At 72.7% G+C, this 17,460-nt stretch carries 15 protein-coding genes; 6 read left to right on the top strand and 9 right to left on the bottom strand.

Annotated elements, in window-relative coordinates; all coding sequences use genetic code 11:
* Nucleotides 1-175: 175 nt before the first annotated feature.
* Complete coding sequence (locus ACFWEE_RS15645; protein WP_386889441.1) at nucleotides 176-808, top strand: TetR/AcrR family transcriptional regulator; 633 nt, start codon at nucleotides 176-178, stop codon at nucleotides 806-808.
* 67 nt (nucleotides 809-875) lie between these two features.
* Here ACFWEE_RS15645 and ACFWEE_RS15640 read toward each other — a convergent pair whose 3' ends face one another.
* Nucleotides 876-1,796 carry an oxygenase MpaB family protein gene (locus tag ACFWEE_RS15640; RefSeq protein ID WP_386889439.1) on the bottom strand — a complete coding sequence of 307 codons (921 nt, stop codon included), beginning with the start codon at nucleotides 1,794-1,796 and terminating at the stop codon, nucleotides 876-878.
* Nucleotides 1,797-2,098: 302 nt separating this feature from the next.
* On the opposite strand from ACFWEE_RS15640, the gene ACFWEE_RS15635 reads away from it, so the two are divergent.
* Together ACFWEE_RS15635 and ACFWEE_RS15630 are read left to right on the top strand one after the other, a co-directional pair.
* Nucleotides 2,099-2,962, top strand: coding sequence for an oxygenase MpaB family protein (locus ACFWEE_RS15635; protein ID WP_386889438.1), 864 nt, complete (start codon nucleotides 2,099-2,101; stop codon nucleotides 2,960-2,962).
* A gap of 136 nt (nucleotides 2,963-3,098) precedes the next feature.
* Nucleotides 3,099-4,844 (top strand): BCCT family transporter, encoded by a 1,746-nt coding sequence (locus ACFWEE_RS15630; protein WP_386889550.1) that lies wholly within the window; start codon nucleotides 3,099-3,101, stop codon nucleotides 4,842-4,844.
* A 167-nt stretch (nucleotides 4,845-5,011) separates the two neighbouring features.
* Here ACFWEE_RS15630 and ACFWEE_RS15625 read toward each other — a convergent pair whose 3' ends face one another.
* Both ACFWEE_RS15625 and ACFWEE_RS15620 read right to left on the bottom strand, forming a co-directional pair.
* The gene (locus tag ACFWEE_RS15625; RefSeq protein WP_386889436.1) at nucleotides 5,012-5,935 is read right to left on the bottom strand and encodes an FAD-dependent oxidoreductase; all 924 of its coding nucleotides are present in this window, start codon (nucleotides 5,933-5,935) and stop codon (nucleotides 5,012-5,014) included.
* Between the two features lie 239 nt (nucleotides 5,936-6,174).
* Nucleotides 6,175-6,741 carry a hypothetical protein gene (locus ACFWEE_RS15620; RefSeq protein WP_386889434.1) on the bottom strand — a complete coding sequence of 189 codons (567 nt, stop codon included), beginning with the start codon at nucleotides 6,739-6,741 and terminating at the stop codon, nucleotides 6,175-6,177.
* Nucleotides 6,742-6,892: 151 nt separating this feature from the next.
* Between ACFWEE_RS15620 and ACFWEE_RS15615 the strand changes: the two genes are divergently transcribed.
* Nucleotides 6,893-8,530, top strand: coding sequence for an ABC-F family ATP-binding cassette domain-containing protein (locus ACFWEE_RS15615; RefSeq protein ID WP_386889432.1), 1,638 nt, complete (start codon nucleotides 6,893-6,895; stop codon nucleotides 8,528-8,530).
* Between the two features lie 107 nt (nucleotides 8,531-8,637).
* Here the strand turns inward: ACFWEE_RS15615 and ACFWEE_RS15610 are convergent, their stop codons facing one another.
* From ACFWEE_RS15610 to ACFWEE_RS15600, 3 genes are all read right to left on the bottom strand, one after another.
* Nucleotides 8,638-11,055 (bottom strand): Tex family protein, encoded by a 2,418-nt coding sequence (locus tag ACFWEE_RS15610; protein ID WP_386889431.1) that lies wholly within the window; start codon nucleotides 11,053-11,055, stop codon nucleotides 8,638-8,640.
* Nucleotides 11,056-11,257: 202 nt separating this feature from the next.
* Nucleotides 11,258-12,121: a hypothetical protein gene (locus tag ACFWEE_RS15605; protein WP_386889429.1), complete on the bottom strand. Its 864-nt coding sequence runs from the start codon at nucleotides 12,119-12,121 to the stop codon at nucleotides 11,258-11,260.
* Between the two features lie 77 nt (nucleotides 12,122-12,198).
* Complete coding sequence (locus ACFWEE_RS15600) at nucleotides 12,199-12,951, bottom strand: enoyl-CoA hydratase/isomerase family protein (protein ID WP_386889427.1); 753 nt, start codon at nucleotides 12,949-12,951, stop codon at nucleotides 12,199-12,201.
* 186 nt (nucleotides 12,952-13,137) lie between these two features.
* Between ACFWEE_RS15600 and ACFWEE_RS15595 the strand changes: the two genes are divergently transcribed.
* Together ACFWEE_RS15595 and ACFWEE_RS15590 are read left to right on the top strand one after the other, a co-directional pair.
* Nucleotides 13,138-13,764, top strand: coding sequence for an HdeD family acid-resistance protein (locus ACFWEE_RS15595; protein ID WP_386889426.1), 627 nt, complete (start codon nucleotides 13,138-13,140; stop codon nucleotides 13,762-13,764).
* Nucleotides 13,765-13,917: 153 nt separating this feature from the next.
* Nucleotides 13,918-14,373: an ATP-binding protein gene (locus ACFWEE_RS15590; RefSeq protein WP_386889424.1), complete on the top strand. Its 456-nt coding sequence runs from the start codon at nucleotides 13,918-13,920 to the stop codon at nucleotides 14,371-14,373.
* A 133-nt stretch (nucleotides 14,374-14,506) separates the two neighbouring features.
* On the opposite strand, the gene idi is transcribed toward ACFWEE_RS15590, so the two are convergent.
* From idi to galE, 3 genes are all read right to left on the bottom strand, one after another.
* Nucleotides 14,507-15,100, bottom strand: coding sequence for an isopentenyl-diphosphate Delta-isomerase (gene idi, locus ACFWEE_RS15585; protein ID WP_386889423.1), 594 nt, complete (start codon nucleotides 15,098-15,100; stop codon nucleotides 14,507-14,509).
* A 149-nt stretch (nucleotides 15,101-15,249) separates the two neighbouring features.
* Nucleotides 15,250-16,182 carry a cation diffusion facilitator family transporter gene (locus tag ACFWEE_RS15580; protein WP_386889549.1) on the bottom strand — a complete coding sequence of 311 codons (933 nt, stop codon included), beginning with the start codon at nucleotides 16,180-16,182 and terminating at the stop codon, nucleotides 15,250-15,252.
* 162 nt (nucleotides 16,183-16,344) lie between these two features.
* Entirely contained in the window at nucleotides 16,345-17,328 is a 984-nt protein-coding gene (galE, locus tag ACFWEE_RS15575; RefSeq protein WP_386889421.1) for a UDP-glucose 4-epimerase GalE, read from the bottom strand.
* Nucleotides 17,329-17,460: the final 132 nt, after the last annotated feature.

Here is a 17,460-nt window from a genome sequence, read left to right as displayed (position 1 = left end):
GCGTCGGGCGCTGGGAGCGGGGCGTGAGATGCGGGGGGTGTGACCGGGGCCGTCCGGCAAGGGCCTGGAAGGCCTCGCCTCGGTGGATACGGAGCGACGGCTCATGTCTCCTTGTAGCACCAGCGGTTAAGGTGGCGGCGAGTGGCACGGACGGCGGCGACACGGGGGAGAACTCATGACGGTACCGGCCGGTGACGAGGCGCTGACGGCGCGTGCGCTCGAAAAGGCCCCGCCCTCCGACGCGTTGACCGAGCAGATCCTCGACGCGGCGCGCGAGCAGTTCATGACCCTCGGGCTGCGCCGCTCCACCGTCGACGACGTGGCCCGGCGGGCCAAGGTCTCCCGGGTCACGGTCTACCGGCGCATCGGCAACAAGGAGGCCCTGGTCTCCGCCTGCCTGCTGCGCGAGTACCGCCGCTTCGTGGGGGAGGTGGACGAGGCGGTGGCCGCACTGCCGTCGGTGGAGGAACGGCTGGTCGCCGGGTTCGTGGCGGTGCTCCGGCACGTCCGCGAACACCCGCTCATCGGGGGTCTGCTGAAGCTGGAGCCGGAGGTCATGCTGCCCTTCCTCACGGTGGACAGCGGTCCCGCGTTCCTCGCCATGCGCGACTTCCTGACCGACCGCCTCCGCCACGCCCAGCAGCTGGAGGGCCGGCCCGAGACGGACTCGGCGCCCGTCGCCGAGGTGATGGTGCGCATCACCGTCTCCTTCCTCCTCAACCCGCTGAGCTGCTTCGAGCTCGACGACGACGCGCAGGTGGCGGCCTTCGCCCGTCGCTGCCTCGTCCCCCTCCTCGCGGCCGGGTGAACCGCCGGGCCGTGTCCGGCCGTGCACGTCGGACACCGCCCGCCCGGCATGCTCCGGACGAGAGGCGCTAAGGAGCCGGACGCGGAGGAACCCCGGACGAGTCCGCCGCATCCGCCACCTCGTCGGGCAGCGGCTCGATCGGGCGGTTCTGCGCCCAGTGCGGCCCCAGGTCGTCGAGCCGGTAGCCGAAGGGGTAGCTGCGCGGACGGGGTCTGGACGGCAGCCATCCGGGCCGGGCGGGCAACAGCCGTACGACGTGGGCGCGGACGCGCAGTGCCCGCACCGCCAGGATCTGGACCGGGCGGGGCTGCGGGGTGAACCCCAGGGCCCGCAGCAGCGGTTCGTCCAGCAGGGCCAGGACGAACCGGGCCACCAGCGGGCGCAGCGGGGACGGGTACCAGCCGGCCATGGTGCGCAGCGTGGCGGTGGCGACCCGGCGGTTCGCCGGGACGGGCGCGAACATCTCCGCCTCGTACGCTTCGAGCAGTTCCTCGAACTCCGCGTAGGTGGCGGGGACCGACGTGAGGCCCATCACCCGGCCCATGTTCCGCCCGACTTCGGCGAGGGCCTGTACCTCCTCCGGGCACAGCGGGCGCCAGCCGAACCGGTCGATCCAGCGCTTGGGGCCGACGACCGTGGTGGCCAGGACGTAGAGGTAGTCCTCGTTGGGTATGCGGTAGCGGCTGTGAATGCGGTTGAGGTGGCGGGCGGCGGCCCGTGCGCGCTCCGATTCGAAGCCGTCGGCCGTCAACTCGTAGGTGAGCAGCACCGTGTCGTCGTAGCGCTTCTGCCCGCTGCGTTCGAACTCCTGGGTGCGGTCGAGCAGTACGGAGATGCCCGGGATGCCGAAGTCGCGCAGGAACGCGACGCTCACGCCCTGCCGGTAGTCCCAGGGGAACTCGTACTGGGACACCAGCCGGAGGATCTCGGCGCAGTCGCGCACCGGGTCCATCCGGCGGATCGCCCTCAGGCGGCTGTAACGGCCCATGATGTGCACCCTCCTGCGGAAATGTGCGGTTCACCGTGCCGACCCCGCGCCCGTGGTTTGTGTAACCGGCCCGGTCAACTCACGTGCTGAGCAAGGGGGTTGAGGCCGGAGAGGGCTTCGGAGTCAATGTTACAAATACTATTGACTTGTTTCATCGGGGCGTCAACGGGCCGAGACGAATCCGCTGCCGGGCCCGCCGGTGCCGCGCCGGTGGTCCACTCGCATACTGGGAGGCGTACACGCGCGGCCACCTGCGAACGGGCCAGGTGTCCGCTTGGCCGCCGACCGCCGGGAGCATCCGTATGAGCGCCGAGGGAACCGGGCGGACGGACCCCGTGCCGCCCCCGCCGGGCGGTGTGCTGTGGAGCCTCGCCGGTGACGTCCGAGGGCTGCTGATGCTGCCCGCCGCACTCACCCTCCAAGTCGCCCACCCCGCCGTGGGCGCGGGCGTCGACGAGCACTCGGTCTTCCGCACCGACCCCTGGGGGCGCGGCGAACGGTCCCTGCGCTCCCTCCAGCTCTGGGTGTACGGCGGCGAGAAGGGCGTGGCCGAAGGGCGGCGGCTGCGCGCCCTGCACCGCACCATCCAGGGCACCGACTCCCGGGGGCGCGGCTACCACGCCCTCACCCCGGCGAACTACGCCTGGGTGCACGCCACCGGCTTCCCCGTCTACCAGCACGCCTCGCGCTACCTCGTACGCCCGCTCACCGACGCCCAGGAGCGCGCGCTGTACCGGGAGTGGCTCCAGGTCGGCCGCGTCCTCGGCATCCACGACCGGGACATGCCCCGGACGATCGAGGAGTTCTGGCCCTACTACCGCAAGGTGCTCGCCGAGGAGCTGGAGCGCAACGCGGTCGTCGAGGAGCTGGTCGCCACCGACCGGCCCGTACCGCCGCCCGACCGGGGGCCCCTGCCGCTGCGCCTGGTCGCGCGCGTCCTGTGGCCGGTGATCCTGCCGCCGCTCGCCCGGTTCCGCGCCTTCCTCACGGTCGGTCTGATGCCGCCCGACGCCCGCGCCGCGATCGGCCTGGAGTGGACCCCCGCGCAGGAGAGGCGCCTACGGCGCTTCGGCGCCGTCGTACGCCGCGTGGTGCCGGCCCTTCCCGAGCGGATGCGGTATCTGCCCCTGGCTCGCGAGGCGCGCCGAGCCGCCCGCACGGGGTGAGCGCGCGCGTGAACGGGCGGGTGAACGGGCACGGGCGGACCGCCACCGCTCGTGGATCCCCGACCGGTCGCGCCCCGTGTGGTACTGCCTACAAGGAGTGATGTCCGGACTCCCGAAAGGTACCCAGGTGCCCCACGTGCCGCAGGACGACCCGAAGCCGGACGGCCTGCCCGTCACGGCGGACCTCCCCGAAGACCCGCGCCACGGGCAAAAACCCGTCACCGACCGGGTGGTCTTCGGCGTCACCGCCGTCCTCACGCTCGCCTTCGTGCTCTGGGGCTCGGTCGCGACCGACTCGCTGGAAAGCGTCTCCACCGATCTGCTCGAAGGGCTCATCCACAACGGCGGCTGGGCCTTCATGCTCGCCGCGTCCGGCTTCGTGGTCTTCGCGCTGTGGCTGGCGATCAGCCGCTACGGACGGATCCAGCTCGGCCAGGAGGGGGAGGAACCGGAGTTCCGGACCGTCTCCTGGGTCGCGATGATGTTCAGCGCCGGCATGGGCATCGGCCTGATGTTCTACGGGGTGAGCGAGCCGCTGGCCCATTTCACGGACCCGCCCCCCGGAACCCGCCCCGTCGACGAGGCGGAGGCGATGCAGACCGCGATGGCCACCACCCTCTTCCACTGGACGCTCCACCCCTGGGCGATCTACGCGGTGGTCGGGCTCGCCATCGCGTACAGCACCTACCGCAGGCGCCGCCGGCAGACGATCAGCGCCGTCTTCGAACCGCTCATCGGGGAACACCACTCCCGGGGCGGCTTCGGCAGGATCATCGACATCCTCGCTATCTTCGCGACCCTGTTCGGCTCGGCCGCCTCCCTCGGGCTCGGCGCGCTCCAGATCGGCAGCGGATTCCACGAGCTGAACTGGCGGGAGAAGACCGGCACGGGCCTGCTCGTCGCCATCATCGCCGTGCTGACCGTGGCCTTCGTCGCCTCGGCCGTCTCCGGGGTGGAGAAGGGCATCCAGTGGCTCTCCAACATCAACATGGTGCTCGCCCTGATCCTCGCCGTCTTCGTGTTCGTCGCCGGCCCCACGATCATCGTGCTCGACCTGCTGCCCACCTCCATCGCCGAGTACTTCCGCGAACTGCCCCAGCTCGCCGGACGCACCGAGGCGACCGGCGAGGGCGAGGTCGCCGACTGGCTGGGCTCCTGGACGGTCTTCTACTGGGCGTGGTGGATCTCCTGGACGCCCTTCGTCGGCATGTTCATCGCCCGCATCAGCCGGGGCCGCACCATCCGCCAGTTCATCGGCGGGGTCATCCTCGTCCCCAGCACCGTCAGCCTGGTCTGGTTCGCGATCTTCGGCGGCTCCGCGATCCGGCTCAAGGAAGCGGGCAAGCTCGCGGGCGCCGACACCCCGGAGGCGCAGCTCTTCGGGGTCCTCCAGCAGTTCCCGGTCGCCACCCTGATGAGCGTCCTGGTGATGATCCTCGTCGGGATCTTCTTCGTCTCCGGCGCGGACGCCGCCTCCATCGTCATGGGCACCCTCTCGCAGAAGGGCGTCCTGGAGCCGGGCCGGTGGGTGGTCGTCTTCTGGGGCGTCGTCACCGGTGCGGTCGCCGCCGTCATGCTGCTCATCGGCGACGGCGAGGGCGACGCGCTGGCCGGCCTCCAGAACCTCACCATCCTGGTCGCCGCGCCCTTCACGATCGTGATGGTCGGCATGTGCGTCTCCCTCATGCGGGACCTGCGTCAGGACCCGCTCATCGTCCGCCAGGAGTTCGGCATCGAGGCGGTCGAGAGCGCGGTCGTCCAGGGCCACGCGAAATACGACGGCGACTTCGAGATCCGGATCGGCCCCGGGAGCCAGGTCACCGAGGACCACCGGCACCAGCACGAGGACCCCGGGCCCGCGGGGCCGCCCCCGGCGGAGTGAAACCGGGGCCGTACGGGGCTTCCGGGGGCCGCCGCCACGAGGCCGTGGCACGCGGGAGGTGGGTGCGGCGGCGGTACCGGGCGCGCCGGGCGGCCCCCGTGGGTGTCCGGTACCGCCCCCGCGTCCGGCTTCCCGTGCGTGTCAGGTACCGCGCCCCCGCGTCCGGCTCACCCCACCAGGCGCGCAGCCTCCCGCGCGCAGCCCCAGGCGACCGTGACGCCCGCGCCCCCGTGCCCGTAGTTGTGGACCACCCGGCCGCCGCCCGGCAGCTCCTCCGCCTCGATCCGCACCCCCGCGTCCCGCGCCGGGCGCAGCCCCACCCGGTGCCCGAGGACCTTGGCCCCCTCGATCTCGGGCCGGATCCGCGCGCACCGCGCCATGATGCCGGCGGCGATGCGCGGGTCCGGCTCGGTGGACCGGTCGTCGTCCTGCGCGGTGCCGCCCAGTACCAGCCCGAACGGCTGCGGGAACACGTACGTCGTCCAGCCCGTCGCGGGATCGGGGGCCGCGTACCACTCCGTGATCCCCGGGTTCTCCACCAGGACGAGCTGGCCCCGCACCGGACGCATCCCGCCGTCCGAGGCCAGCGCCTCGGCGCCGAGGCCCGCGCAGTCGACCACCACGGCCGCTTCGGCGGCGGCCTCCCCGAACCCGCTCACGGTGCGCCGCTCGACGGTGCCGCCGGCCGCCCGCAGCCGCCGCTCCAGCCAGGCCAGGTGGTCGGGCATGCTGATCAGGGGCAGCGTCACCCGCAGCCCCTCCGCCACCTCCACCGCGTCCCGCAACCCGGCCGCCCACGGGTCCAGCGCGGCCAGGCGCTCGCCCAGGTGGATCCCGGGCACCATCCTCACCCCGGTCTCCTCCGGGTCCTGCGCCAGCTCCTCGTGGACGGCGAGCGTCTCCAGGGCCCAGTCACCCACCGACCGCGCCGGCTCGATCCGGTACGGCCACCACAGGGCGCCCGCCACCGCCGAGGTGGTGTCCGCCGCCGTGTCCCGCGACCAGACCCGCACCCGGTGGCCCCGCTCCGCGAGCACCACCGCCGTGGTCAGCCCGCTGACCCCGCCGCCCACCACGATCACGTCCGGCATGCCGTCACCCCTGTCGCTCCGCTCCCGTACCCGCACGCTGTCACCCGGAAGCTAACCGAGGGCCCGGCCTTCAGGACAGGGCCCGGTGGATCATGGCCGGGACACGGCCGCGATCCGGACGGCCCCGATCCGCGAGGGCCCCGTTCGGTTACGGCCCCGATCCGCGAGGGCCCCGTTCGGTTACGGCCCCGATCCGCGAGGGCCCCGTTCGGTTACGGCCCCGATCCGCGAGGCCGTGGTCAGTGGCCGCCCGCCGGGGGCTCGCAGTCGGTGCCGTCGGGGTAGCCGCCGAAGGCGTCCGCCGTGACGGAGTCGCGGTTCACCACGCCCTCCACGCACCAGGGCGAGTCGTCGAGGACGATGAGGAAGCCGACTCCGGTCGGGCCGTTCTGGTACGTGGTCCCGGAGCGGTAGCCGAGGCCGTCGAGCACCTCCCGCACGTGCTGGGGAGCGAAGTCGCCACGCTTGCGCAGCGGTTCGAGTGCCCTCTCGACCCGTCCGGTGACCACGAGGCCGTCGCAGCGGTTCTGGCCGTGGAGCGTGAGGGGAACCCGGAACCCGTGGTTCTCGGCGTAGTGGTCGGTCGGAGCGGCGGTCGCGGCGGGGGAGGCGGCGGAGTCCGCCGAAGCCGTCGGAGCGGGGTCCTCGCCGGGGCAGAGGAAGTCCGTCGGGGCGCTCGGCGTCCCAGGCGCGCTCCGGCCCGCTCCCGCCTCGTCCCCGGCCCGCTCCGTACCGCATCCCGTCGCCAGGACGACCGTGGCCACCAGCGGCAGCGCCCAGTACCCGTGCCCTCTCGATGTCGTCATCCGCCGATCCTCTCCCACGTCCCGCGCGCGTGAGTCCCGGTACCCGGGAGACGCAACGACCCGGTCACGATTCGGGGGCGGGCCCGGAAGCTTTGGCGGTCCGGGCCGATTGACGGGCGGGACGCCCGGAACGCTTAGGATCGACACCCTGATGACTGCCACTCTCGTCGCCAAGGACCTCGCCGCCGGACACGGCGACCGCACGCTCTTCGCCGGGCTCGACCTCGTCGTCGCCCCCGGGGACGTGATCGGTCTCGTCGGAGTCAACGGGGCCGGAAAATCCTCCCTGCTCCGGCTGCTCGCGGGGCTCGACCGGCCCGAGGAGGGGGAGCTGCGGCTCTCGCCCCCTTCCGCCACCGTCGGCCACCTCCCGCAGGAGCCCGACCGGCGCCCCGGGGAGACCGTGCGCCAGTTCCTCGCCCGCCGCACCGGCGTCGCCGACGCCCAGGCCGCCATGGACGCCGCGACCCAGGCCCTGGTGGACGGTGCGCCCGGCGCCGACGACGCGTACTCCGAGTCGCTGGAGCGCTGGCTCGACCTCGGCGGCGCCGACCTGGACGAGCGGGCCGAGGAAGTGGCCGCCGACCTCGGGCTCACCGTCGGCCTCGACCTGCCGATGACCGCGCTCTCCGGCGGGCAGGCCGCCCGCGCCGGGCTCGCCTCCCTGCTGCTCTCGCGGTACGACGTCTTCCTGCTGGACGAACCCACCAACGACCTCGACCTCGGCGGTCTGGAGCGCCTGGAACGCTTCGTCTCCGGCCTGCGCGCCGGGACCGTCGTCATCAGCCACGACCGCGAATTCCTCACCCGTACGGTCACCAAGGTCCTCGAACTCGACCTCGCCCAGCAGCAGATCAACCTCTACGGCGGCGGCTATGCCTCCTACCTGGAGGAGCGGGAGCGGGCCCGGACGCACGCCCGTGAGGAGTTCGAGGAGTACGCCGACAAGAAGTCGGCCCTCGAGGGCCGCGCCCAGATGCAGCGGGGCTGGATGGACAAGGGCGTGAAGAACGCCCGGCGCAAGGCCACCGACTCGGACAAGCTGGGCCGCAAGTTCCGCAGCGAGGCCAGCGAGAAGCAGGCGGCCAAGGCCCGGCAGACCCAGCGCATGATCGAACGCCTGGACGTCGTGGAGGAGCCGCGCAAGGAGTGGGAGCTGCGGATGGAGATCGCCACCGCGCCGCGCTCCGGCTCGGTCGTCGCCACCCTGCGCGAAGCCCGCGTGGCCCGGGGCGACTTCACCTTCGGGCCCGTCTCGCTCCAGATCGACTGGGCCGACCGGGTCGCCATCACGGGGGCCAACGGGGCCGGCAAGTCCACTCTGCTGGCAGCACTGTTGGGGCGGCTGGCGGTCGACTCCGGCTCCGCCGTGCTCGGTTCGGGTGTGGTGGTGGGCGAGGTCGACCAGGCGCGTAAGCTCTTCCTCGGCGACGAGACCCTGCTGGCGGCCTTCTGCGCCGCCGTCCCCGACACCGAACCCGCCGAAGTGCGCACCCTGCTCGCCAAGTTCGGGCTGCGCGCGGACCACGTGATGCGCCCGGCGACCACGCTGTCGCCCGGCGAGCGGACCCGCGCGGCGCTCGCCCTGCTCCAGGGCAAGGGCGTCAACCTGCTGGTCCTGGACGAGCCCACCAACCACCTCGACCTGCCCGCCATCGAGCAGCTGGAGTCCGCGCTCGACTCGTACAACGGCACGCTCCTCCTGGTCACGCACGACCGGCGGATGCTGGAGGCGGTCCGTACGACCCGGCGCATCGAGGTCGCGGACGGGCGGATCACCGAGCTCTGAGGGGGCGCACGAAGGCGGGCCGGAAGACCTCCGGGCCCGGACCGCCCCGCGCAACGCCGACGGGCCGACCCCGAGGGGCCGGCCCGTCCGCCGTGTCCGGGTGGCCGTCAGCGCTTCCGGCCGCCGCCCTGGCCCGGGTCGGCGAGGCCGGCGCGCCGCAGCGCGTCCGCCATGGCGCTGTTGGCGGGCGCGGGTGCGCCCGAGGGTCGGGCGCCGCCGCCCGTACCGCTGCCGCGCCGGTCACCGCCCTGCCGACGTCCGCCGCCGTCCGACTGGCGCTGGCGCGGAGGCCGGCCGCCCTGGCCCGGTGCCGCGTCGCGCTCCCGCCGGCCGCCGCCCTGGCCGGACGTCGCCTCGTCGTCCAGGCGCAGCGTCAGCGAGATCCGCTTGCGCGGGACGTCGACGTCCATGACCTTGACCTTCACGATGTCCCCGGGCTTCACGACGTCGCGCGGGTCCTTCACGAAGTTCCTGGACATCGCCGACACGTGGACCAGGCCGTCCTGGTGGACGCCGACGTCGACGAACGCCCCGAACGCGGCGACGTTGGTGACCACGCCCTCCAGGACCATCCCGGACTCCAGGTCGCCGATCTTCTCGACGCCCTCCTTGAACGTGGCGGTCCGGAACGCCGGACGCGGGTCACGGCCCGGCTTCTCCAGCTCCTTGAGGATGTCGGTCACCGTCGGCAGACCGAAGGTGTCGTCCACGAACGCGTCGGCCCGCAGCGACCGCAGCACCTCCGTGTTGCCGATGAGGGACGCGACCTCGGTGCCCGCCGTCTTCACCATCCGGCGCACCACCGGGTACGCCTCCGGGTGCACGCTCGACCCGTCCAGCGGGTCGTCCCCGCCCCGGATGCGGAGGAAGCCCGCGCACTGCTCGTACGCCTTCGGGCCGAGCCGGGCCACGTCCTTGAGGGCCCTGCGGGAACGGAAGGGGCCGTTGGCGTCCCGGTGCGCGACGATGTTCTCGGCCAGCCCCGAACTGATCCCCGACACCCGTGAAAGCAGCGGCGCGGAGGCGGTGTTGACGTCCACGCCGACCCCGTTCACGCAGTCCTCGACCACGGCGTCCAGGGAGCGGGAGAGCTTCACCTCGGACAGGTCGTGCTGGTACTGGCCGACGCCGATCGACTTCGGGTCGATCTTCACCAGCTCGGCCAGCGGGTCCTGGAGGCGGCGGGCGATCGACACCGCGCCGCGCAACGACACGTCCATGTCGGGGAGTTCCTGCGAGGCGAAGGCCGACGCCGAGTACACCGAGGCGCCCGCCTCCGAGACCATCACCTTGGTGAGCTTCAGCTCCGGGTTCTTGTCGCAGAGTTCGGCGGCAAGCTTGTCCGTCTCACGGGACGCGGTGCCGTTGCCGATGGCGATCAGGTCCACGGAGTGCGTGCGGCAGAGCCGCTCCAGCTTCGTCAGCGACTCCTCCCACCGGTTCGCCGGGACGTGCGGGTGGATGACGTCGGTCGCCACCACCTTGCCCGTCGCGTCGACCACCGCGACCTTCACGCCCGTACGGAAACCGGGGTCGAGCCCCAGCGTCGCCCGGGTGCCCGCGGGGGCCGCCAGCAGCAGATCGCGGAGGTTGGAGGCGAAGACGCGTACCGCCTCGTCCTCCGCCGCGGTACGCAGCCGGAGCCGCAGGTCGATGCCGAGGTGCACCAGGATGCGGGTCCGCCAGGCCCAGCGGACCGTGTCCCCGAGCCACTTGTCGCCCGGCCGCCCCCGGTCCGCGATGCCGAAGCGGCGCGCGACCATGTTCTCGTACGCGGACGGTCCCGGTTCCTCCGAAGGCTCCTCCGGCTCCAGCACCAGATCGAGCACGTCCTCCTTCTCGCCCCGGAGCATGGCGAGAATCCGGTGCGAGGGCAGCGCGGTGAAGGGCTCGGTGAAGTCGAAGTAGTCGGCGAACTTCGATCCGTCCTCCTCCTTGCCCGCCCGCACCTTCGCCGCGAGCCGGCCGCGCGTCCACATCCGCTCGCGCAGCTCACCGGTGAGGTCGGCGTCCTCGGAGAAGCGCTCGGTGAGGATCGACCGGGCGCCCTCCAGCGCCGCCGCGCCGTCCGCGACCCCCTTCTCCGGGTCCACGAACGCCGCCGCCGCGGCGAGCGGGTCGACGGACGGGTCGCCGAGCAGCCCGTCGGCCAGCGGCTCCAGACCGGCCTCGCGGGCGATCTGCGCCTTGGTCCGCCGCTTCGGCTTGAACGGCAGGTAAATGTCCTCCAGGCGCGACTTGGTGTCCGCCGCCCGGATGCGGGCCTCCAGCGCCTCGTCGAGCTTGCCCTGCTCGCGGACGGATTCGAGGATCGCGAAACGGCGGTCCTCCAGCTCCCGCAGATAGCGCAGCCGCTCCTCCAGCGTGCGCAGCTGGGCGTCGTCGAGCATCTCCGTCGCTTCCTTGCGGTAGCGCGCGATGAACGGGACGGTCGACCCGCCGTCGAGCAAGGCGACGGCTGCCGCCACCTGTCGCTCACGTACGCCGAGTTCCTCGGCGATCCTGCCTTCGATGGACGTCGTCACGGTGTTCCCGGCTCGCCTTCTCGTACTGGCTGTGTTGCTGGCTCTGCTGACGGCCCCGCCCTGCCGCGCGGAGGGACTCCGCCGGGGCGGGGCGTCATTCGGGGTGGTCCCCTTCGCCTGCATTGTGCCGGGTGGCCGGGGGCCGTGTCGCGCGACCTCCGCGAACCACGGGTCGGGAACCCGCGCCGGTTCCGTCCGGTGCTCAGCCCTTGCCGATCAAATCCCCGGGGAAGGCGCCCGCGGAGGCGGCGGTGAACAGGAAGCCGCGGGCCAGATCGGTCAGCCGCGCCACCCCGTCCGCGCCGAGGTGCTCGTACGGTGCCGCGTCCAGCCGGTCCGTCGTCTCCTCCAGCTCCGCCCGCAGCGCGGTGCCCGCCTCCGTCAGGGAGCCCTCGCCGTCCAGCAGTCCGCGTGCCCGCAGCCGGGCGGAGGCCGCGTCCCAGTCCGCGCGGCGCCAGCCCCGGGTGCCGAGGACCCAGCGCGGGGACATGCCCTTACCGGTCGCCGTGTGGCTGACCAGCGCCTCGACCGGGTCGAGCCCCGCGGCGAGCAGCGCGGCGAGGTGGCCGTCGCCCCGGTGCTCGCGCAGCAGCGTCGCGGCGTGCCAGAAGGCGAGGTGCGGCTCGGAGGGGACCGGCAGGTCGGCGTGGGCGGCGTACAGCGGCCGGGCGTGGCGGGTGCACGCCTCGGCGGCCCGCAGCGCCAGCTCGGCGGCCTCCGCCATGTCGGACGAGCCGGTGATCTCCTTGCCGAGCAGGCGGCGGAGGGTGGTGTCGGCGGCGCGGAGCCTGGCGGCGAGTACCGCGTCGGGGGAGGCCACCGACCAGACGGCCGGCAGATGCCGGGCCACCAGCTCGTGGTTGAAGTTGTAGAAGGTCGAGGTCACCGTGCCGGCCCCGGCCGCCCCGAGCGCGGCACCCCGGGCGGCGAAGTACGCGGCCCGGGCGTCGTCGATCCCGAGCGCGCCGAGTTCGGTGGCGAGGTCGGGGGAGAAGAAGAGCGTCGAGTGCAGCGGGTTGACGGCGTTGTGGCAGCGGCGGCCGGCGCGGGGCGGCAGAGTACTCATGCGCCGCACATTACCGACTGGTCAGTATGGAGGGAACCCCCGTACGTGCCTCCCGGCGCGATACGCACCGGCCGGGCTCAGGTGGTCCAGGTGAAGCGCGGCGGCCGTCGCTCCAGGAAGGCGCTCACGCCCTCCGCCGTGTCCTCGCCCGTCCGCGCCTGCGCGGCCCAGTACGCGTCCCGGTCGGTGCGGCCGGTGGCGAACTCCTTCGCCGCCGCCTGGGTCAGCTGGGACCGGGACGCGAGAACGCCGCAGAACTCCGCGATCCGGCCGGCCAGCCTCCCGCGCGGCAGCACCTCGTCGACCAGCCCCGTGCGCAGGGCCCGCTCGGTGCCGATCAGCTCCCCGGAGAAGAGGAGGTACTTCGCGGTCGCCGGACCCACCAGCCCGACGAGCCGCCGGGTCGAGGAGGACGAGTAGACGATCCCCAGCTTGGCCGGGGTGATGCCGAACCGCGCGCCCTCCTCGGCGAACCGGAGGTCGCAGGCCGCCGCCAGTTGGCACCCGCCCCCCACGCAGTAGCCGCGTACGGCCGCGATCGTCGGCCGGGGGAAGGCGGCCAGCGCCTCCTCGGCCGCCACCGTGAGCTCCGAGGTCAGCTTCCCGGGCTCCTTGAGGGAGGAGATGTCCGCCCCCGCGCAGAAGGTGTCGCCCGCGCCGGTGAGGACCAGCACCCGCACCGAGGCGTCGGCCGCCAGCCGCTCCAGCAGGACGGGCAGCTCCCGCCACATCGGGGCCGTCATGGCGTTCCGTTTCGCGGGGTTGCTGATGACGACGCTCGCCACCCCGTCGGCGACGGTGTGCTCCAGCTGAGGCTCGGTGCGGTCCATGCGCCGGATGCTATCCGCACCGTTCGCTCCTATGATCCGACCAGGGCCTCCCGTCCGGCAGGCCCCGGGCGCCGGAGCACGTACGCGCCTCGGGTATGCGGACGCCCCTCCGCCTTGCGACGCACCGCATCCGACGCCGCGCACTGATCCACCACGCATTGCGGGACAACCCTCAGGGAGCTGTCGATGGCCGATTCCCGGGTCCAGCGCAGAAAGCTCAACCGCGGTTTCGCCGTGCTGGTCGTGCTCGGCATCCTGCTGGCCGTCGCCGGCGTCGTCGGCCTCGTCCACACCGCCGTGGCCACGCTCACCTCGATGCTGCTCTTCGGCTGGCTCCTGCTGATCGGCGGCGTGGTCGGCCTGGCGCACGCCGTCCAGTCCCGGGGCAGCAACTTCTTCTGGCTCGCCGTCGTCGTCGCGGCACTCAACATCGCTGCCGGTGTGGTCGTGATCCACGACCCGTACGGCAGCGCCGAGGCGCTCACCATGTTCGCCGCCCTGCTCTTCCTCACCGGAGGGGTGTTCCGGCTGGTCGGCTCGGTCGTGGTGCGCGGGCCGCAGTTCGGCTGGACGCTGCTCCAGGGCGCCTTCGGCCTGCTGCTGGGCCTGCTGGTGCTCTTCGACTGGCCGCACAGCAGCCGGTACGTCCTCGGCCTCTTCTTCTCGCTCTCGCTGCTCTTCGACGGGCTGGGCCTGATCGCGATCGGCGTGGGTGGCCGGCAGGTGGTCGGGCTGGTCACCGAGCAGCTGGCGGCGGACGGGGGCACCGGCACGGGGAGGCCGAATAGTGCCCCAGAAGGTGGCCAGAAGTAGTCCACATGGGACGTGGCCATACGCAGCCGGTCAAGAGAAGTCGATAGGTGCCCACTTCTTGTCAGTGGCCGGTCCGGAGCTCCGGGGTTCTCGACACTCGTCAGTCAGCAGAGAGTGTTCCCATACGCGCGAAGCGAGAGCGGGTACCGGATTATGGAGAGCCGCGGGAGTGTTCCGGCCCGTCCCGTGTCGTACGAGGGGGTGTGGCGCTTCACCGCCCCCGCTGTCGACGTATCGGTTCCGCAGGCCCGGCACGCGGTACGCGACCTGATCGGCAGACAGGGCGTGCCGGTGGAGGACGACATCCTCCAGGGGCTGCTGCTGATCGTCTCCGAGCTGGCGACCAACGCGGTCAGACACGCGGCCCTCCTCTCGCCCGAGCTGGCGGTGGAGGTGGCCATCGGCGCCGACTGGATCAGGGTCTCGGTCGAGGACAACCACCCCTACCGCCCCACCGCGCTGGAGACCGACCACGCCCAGACGGGCGGCCGGGGGCTGCTGCTCGTGAAGGAGATCACCGCCGAGGCGGGCGGCACCTGCGACGTGGAGCACACCGCGGGCGGCGGAAAGATCATCTGGGCGGTGCTCCCCCTGAGAGCGCCCCTCTGACCCGCGCCCCCACCGACCCGTACCATCCGGCCCGTACCGCCCGGCCCGCCCGTACCATCCGGCCCGCTCGTACCACCCGGCCCGGGGCCCAGGGCCGTACCCGCAGACCTGCCGGCACGGCCCGCCCGGGCCGTCACCAGCCGGTGGAGGGGCCCGTCAGCTCACGGATCGCCGGGCGCGCCGCGTCCAGCACCGTCATGAACCACGCGGAGAACGGTCCCTCGGCGTGCCGCTCGGCCAGTTCGGCGGCGGTCACGAACACCGTCTCGCCGACCTCCTCCGGGTCGGGCCGGGGGGCGTCCTGGGCGAGGCCCACGTACAGGTGGTTGAACTCCTGCTCCACCAGGCCCGACGCCGGGTCGGGGTGGTTGTAGCGCACGGTCCCGGCCGCCGCCATCAGCGACGGCGAGATGCCCAGCTCCTCGTGCGTGCGCCGGGCGGCGGCGGCGAAGGGGGCCTCGCCCGGGTAGGGGTGACCGCAGCAGGTGTTGGACCACACGCCGGGGGAGTGGTACTTGCCGAGCGCGCGGCGCTGGAGCAGCAGCCGTCCCTTCTCGTCGAAGAGGAAGACCGAGAAGGCGCGATGCAGCCGGCCGGGCGCCTGGTGGGCGGCGAGCTTCTCCGCGGTGCCGATGGTGGTGCCGCTCTCGTCGACCAGTTCGAGCATGATCGCTTCTGCGGAGCCGTTCGACGAGCTGTGCGTCGCGGTGGCTGGTGTGGTCGGCATACCCATCCTTCGCTTTGGTTCCCGGCCTCGTGCGTCCGGACCCCTGGAGTCCGGTCAAGTCTGCCCCACAAATGCCGCTTGTCCGTACTTCGGGGCCGGGCATGTCCGCCGCCGCGCGGGCCGGGTCGGACGCGCGGGGCCTTCTGCCGTCAACGGCAGAGTCTCGCCTCGTGCGCGGCGTGGCCGCTCGGTTCCAGCTGGAAGGTGCAGTGCTCCACGTCGAAGTGACTGCCGACGCAGCCCTGAAGGTCGTGGAGGAGTTTCTCGTGGCCGATGGAGTCCAGCATCTCCTGGTGGACGACGACGTGGGCCGAGAGGACCGGCATCCCCGAGGTGATCGTCCAGGCGTGCAGGTCGTGGACGTCCAGCACCCCGGGCAGGTCCGTGATGTGGGCCCGTACCTCGGCCATGTCCACCCCCTTGGGCGCGGACTCCAGCAGGACGTTGACCGTCTCGCGCAACAGCTTCACCGTACGGGGGACGATCATCAGACCGATCACCAGGGAGGCGATCGGGTCGGCCGCCTGCCAGCCGGTGGCCAGGATGATGCCCGCCGAGACGAGGACGGTGACCGAGCCGAGAGTGTCCGCGAGCACTTCCAGATAGGCGCCCCGGACGTTGAGGCTGTCCTTCTGCCCGCCCACCAGCAGGGTGAGCGAAACCAGATTGGCGACCAGGCCCACGGAGGCGAAGGCGATGGCCAGGCCGCCGCGGGTGTCCGCCGGGGTGATGAAGCGGTCGACCGCCTCGTACACGAGGAACGCGCCGACGCCCAGCAGCAGGAGGCAGTTGGCCAGCGCCGCCAGGATCTCGGCGCGGGCGAACCCGAAGGTGCGGTTCGGGCCCGCCGGACGGTTGGCGAAGTGGATGGCGAGCAGCGCCATGCCCAGCCCCAGTCCGTCGGTCGCCATGTGGGCGGCGTCCGCGATCAGGGCGAGCGAGTCGGCGAGCACGCCACCGACGATCTCCATGACCATCACGCCGAGGGTGATCCCCAGGGCGATGCGGAGCCGCCCGAGGTACGCGGCCGACGCTGTCGCGGGTGTGCCGTGCGTGTGACCGTGGTCGTGGCCGGCCCCCATGCGCATGCCTCCAGACGGTGGAGCGGCTCGGGTCGGCGGCGCCCGAGACCGCCCAGTGAACTACGGGCGGGGGGTATCGGGCAACACGGTGTTGAACACCGTTGTCGTCTGCTCTGACCTGCACAAATGTGCGAGAGGAGGGGGGGTCCCGTGCGGAAGGCGCTATCGCCGCCCGGCCTGCGGATGGCGCGCCAGCCAGCCTTCCCAGGCCGATTCCACCATCTCGCGCGCCCCCCTGCGGGCCGACCAGCCGAGCTCCTCGGCGATCCGCGCCGCCGAGGCCACCGACTTCGCCGCGTCACCCGCACGGGGGGGCCCGACGACCGGCTCCGTGTCGTTCCCGGTGACCTCGGCCACCAGGGAGGCGAGCTCGCGCACCGAGACGCCCTCGCCGCGCCCGATGTTCACCGTCAGGTCGCCGGGGACGTCCTGAGCCGCCAGATGGCGCGCGACCGCGAGGTGCGCGTCGGCGAGGTCGGCGACGTGGATGTAGTCCCGGACGCAGGTGCCGTCCGGCGTCGGGTACGCGGCGCCGAAAATGCGGGGCGCCTCGCCGCGCGTCAGCCGGTCGAAGAACATCGGGATCACGTTGAACGCCCCCGTGTCCGCGAGAGCGGGCTCGGCGGCGCCGGCCACGTTGAAGTAGCGCAGGCAGGCCGTGGACATCTTGTGGGCGCGGCCGGTGGCGCGCACCAGCCACTCACCGGCGAGCTTGGTCTCGCCGTACGGGCTGATCGGCGCGCAAGGAGTCTCCTCGGTGATCACCTCGGCCTCGGGCACCCCGTAGACGGCGGCCGAGGAGGAGAAGACGAAGGAGCGCACACCCGCCGCCGCGGAGGCCTCCAGCAGGACGCCGAGCCCGGCGACGTTCTCCCGGTAGTAGAGCAGCGGCTGCTCCACCGACTCGTCCACCCGCTTCTTCCCCGCGAGGTGCACCACACCGGTGATCGCGTGGTCGGCCAGCAGCCGGTCCACCAGCGCACGGTCCGCGGACGACCCGCGGACCAGCTCGATGTCCGCCGGGAGCCGCCCGGCCACCCCGGTGGACAGGTCGTCGAGCACGACGGCCCTCTCGCCGGAGGCGACCATGGCCGTCGCCACATGTGCCCCGATGTACCCCGCACCACCTGTGATCAGCCACGTCATGCGGATCAGCCTACGGGGTGGCCCGCCGTCCCCGGTCGGTCCCGGCTCGTGGTCGCCGCGTCCGCCGGGCGTGCCCCGCTCGCGCGTCCAGCGGACGTTCCGCACCGCGGTTTGTCGCACAGGGGCTCGATC

Source organism: Streptomyces sp. NPDC060184, assembly GCF_042728795.1.
Classification (GTDB): Bacteria; Actinomycetota; Actinomycetes; order Streptomycetales; family Streptomycetaceae; genus Streptomyces.
This window is presented reverse-complemented; position numbering and strand designations above follow the sequence as displayed.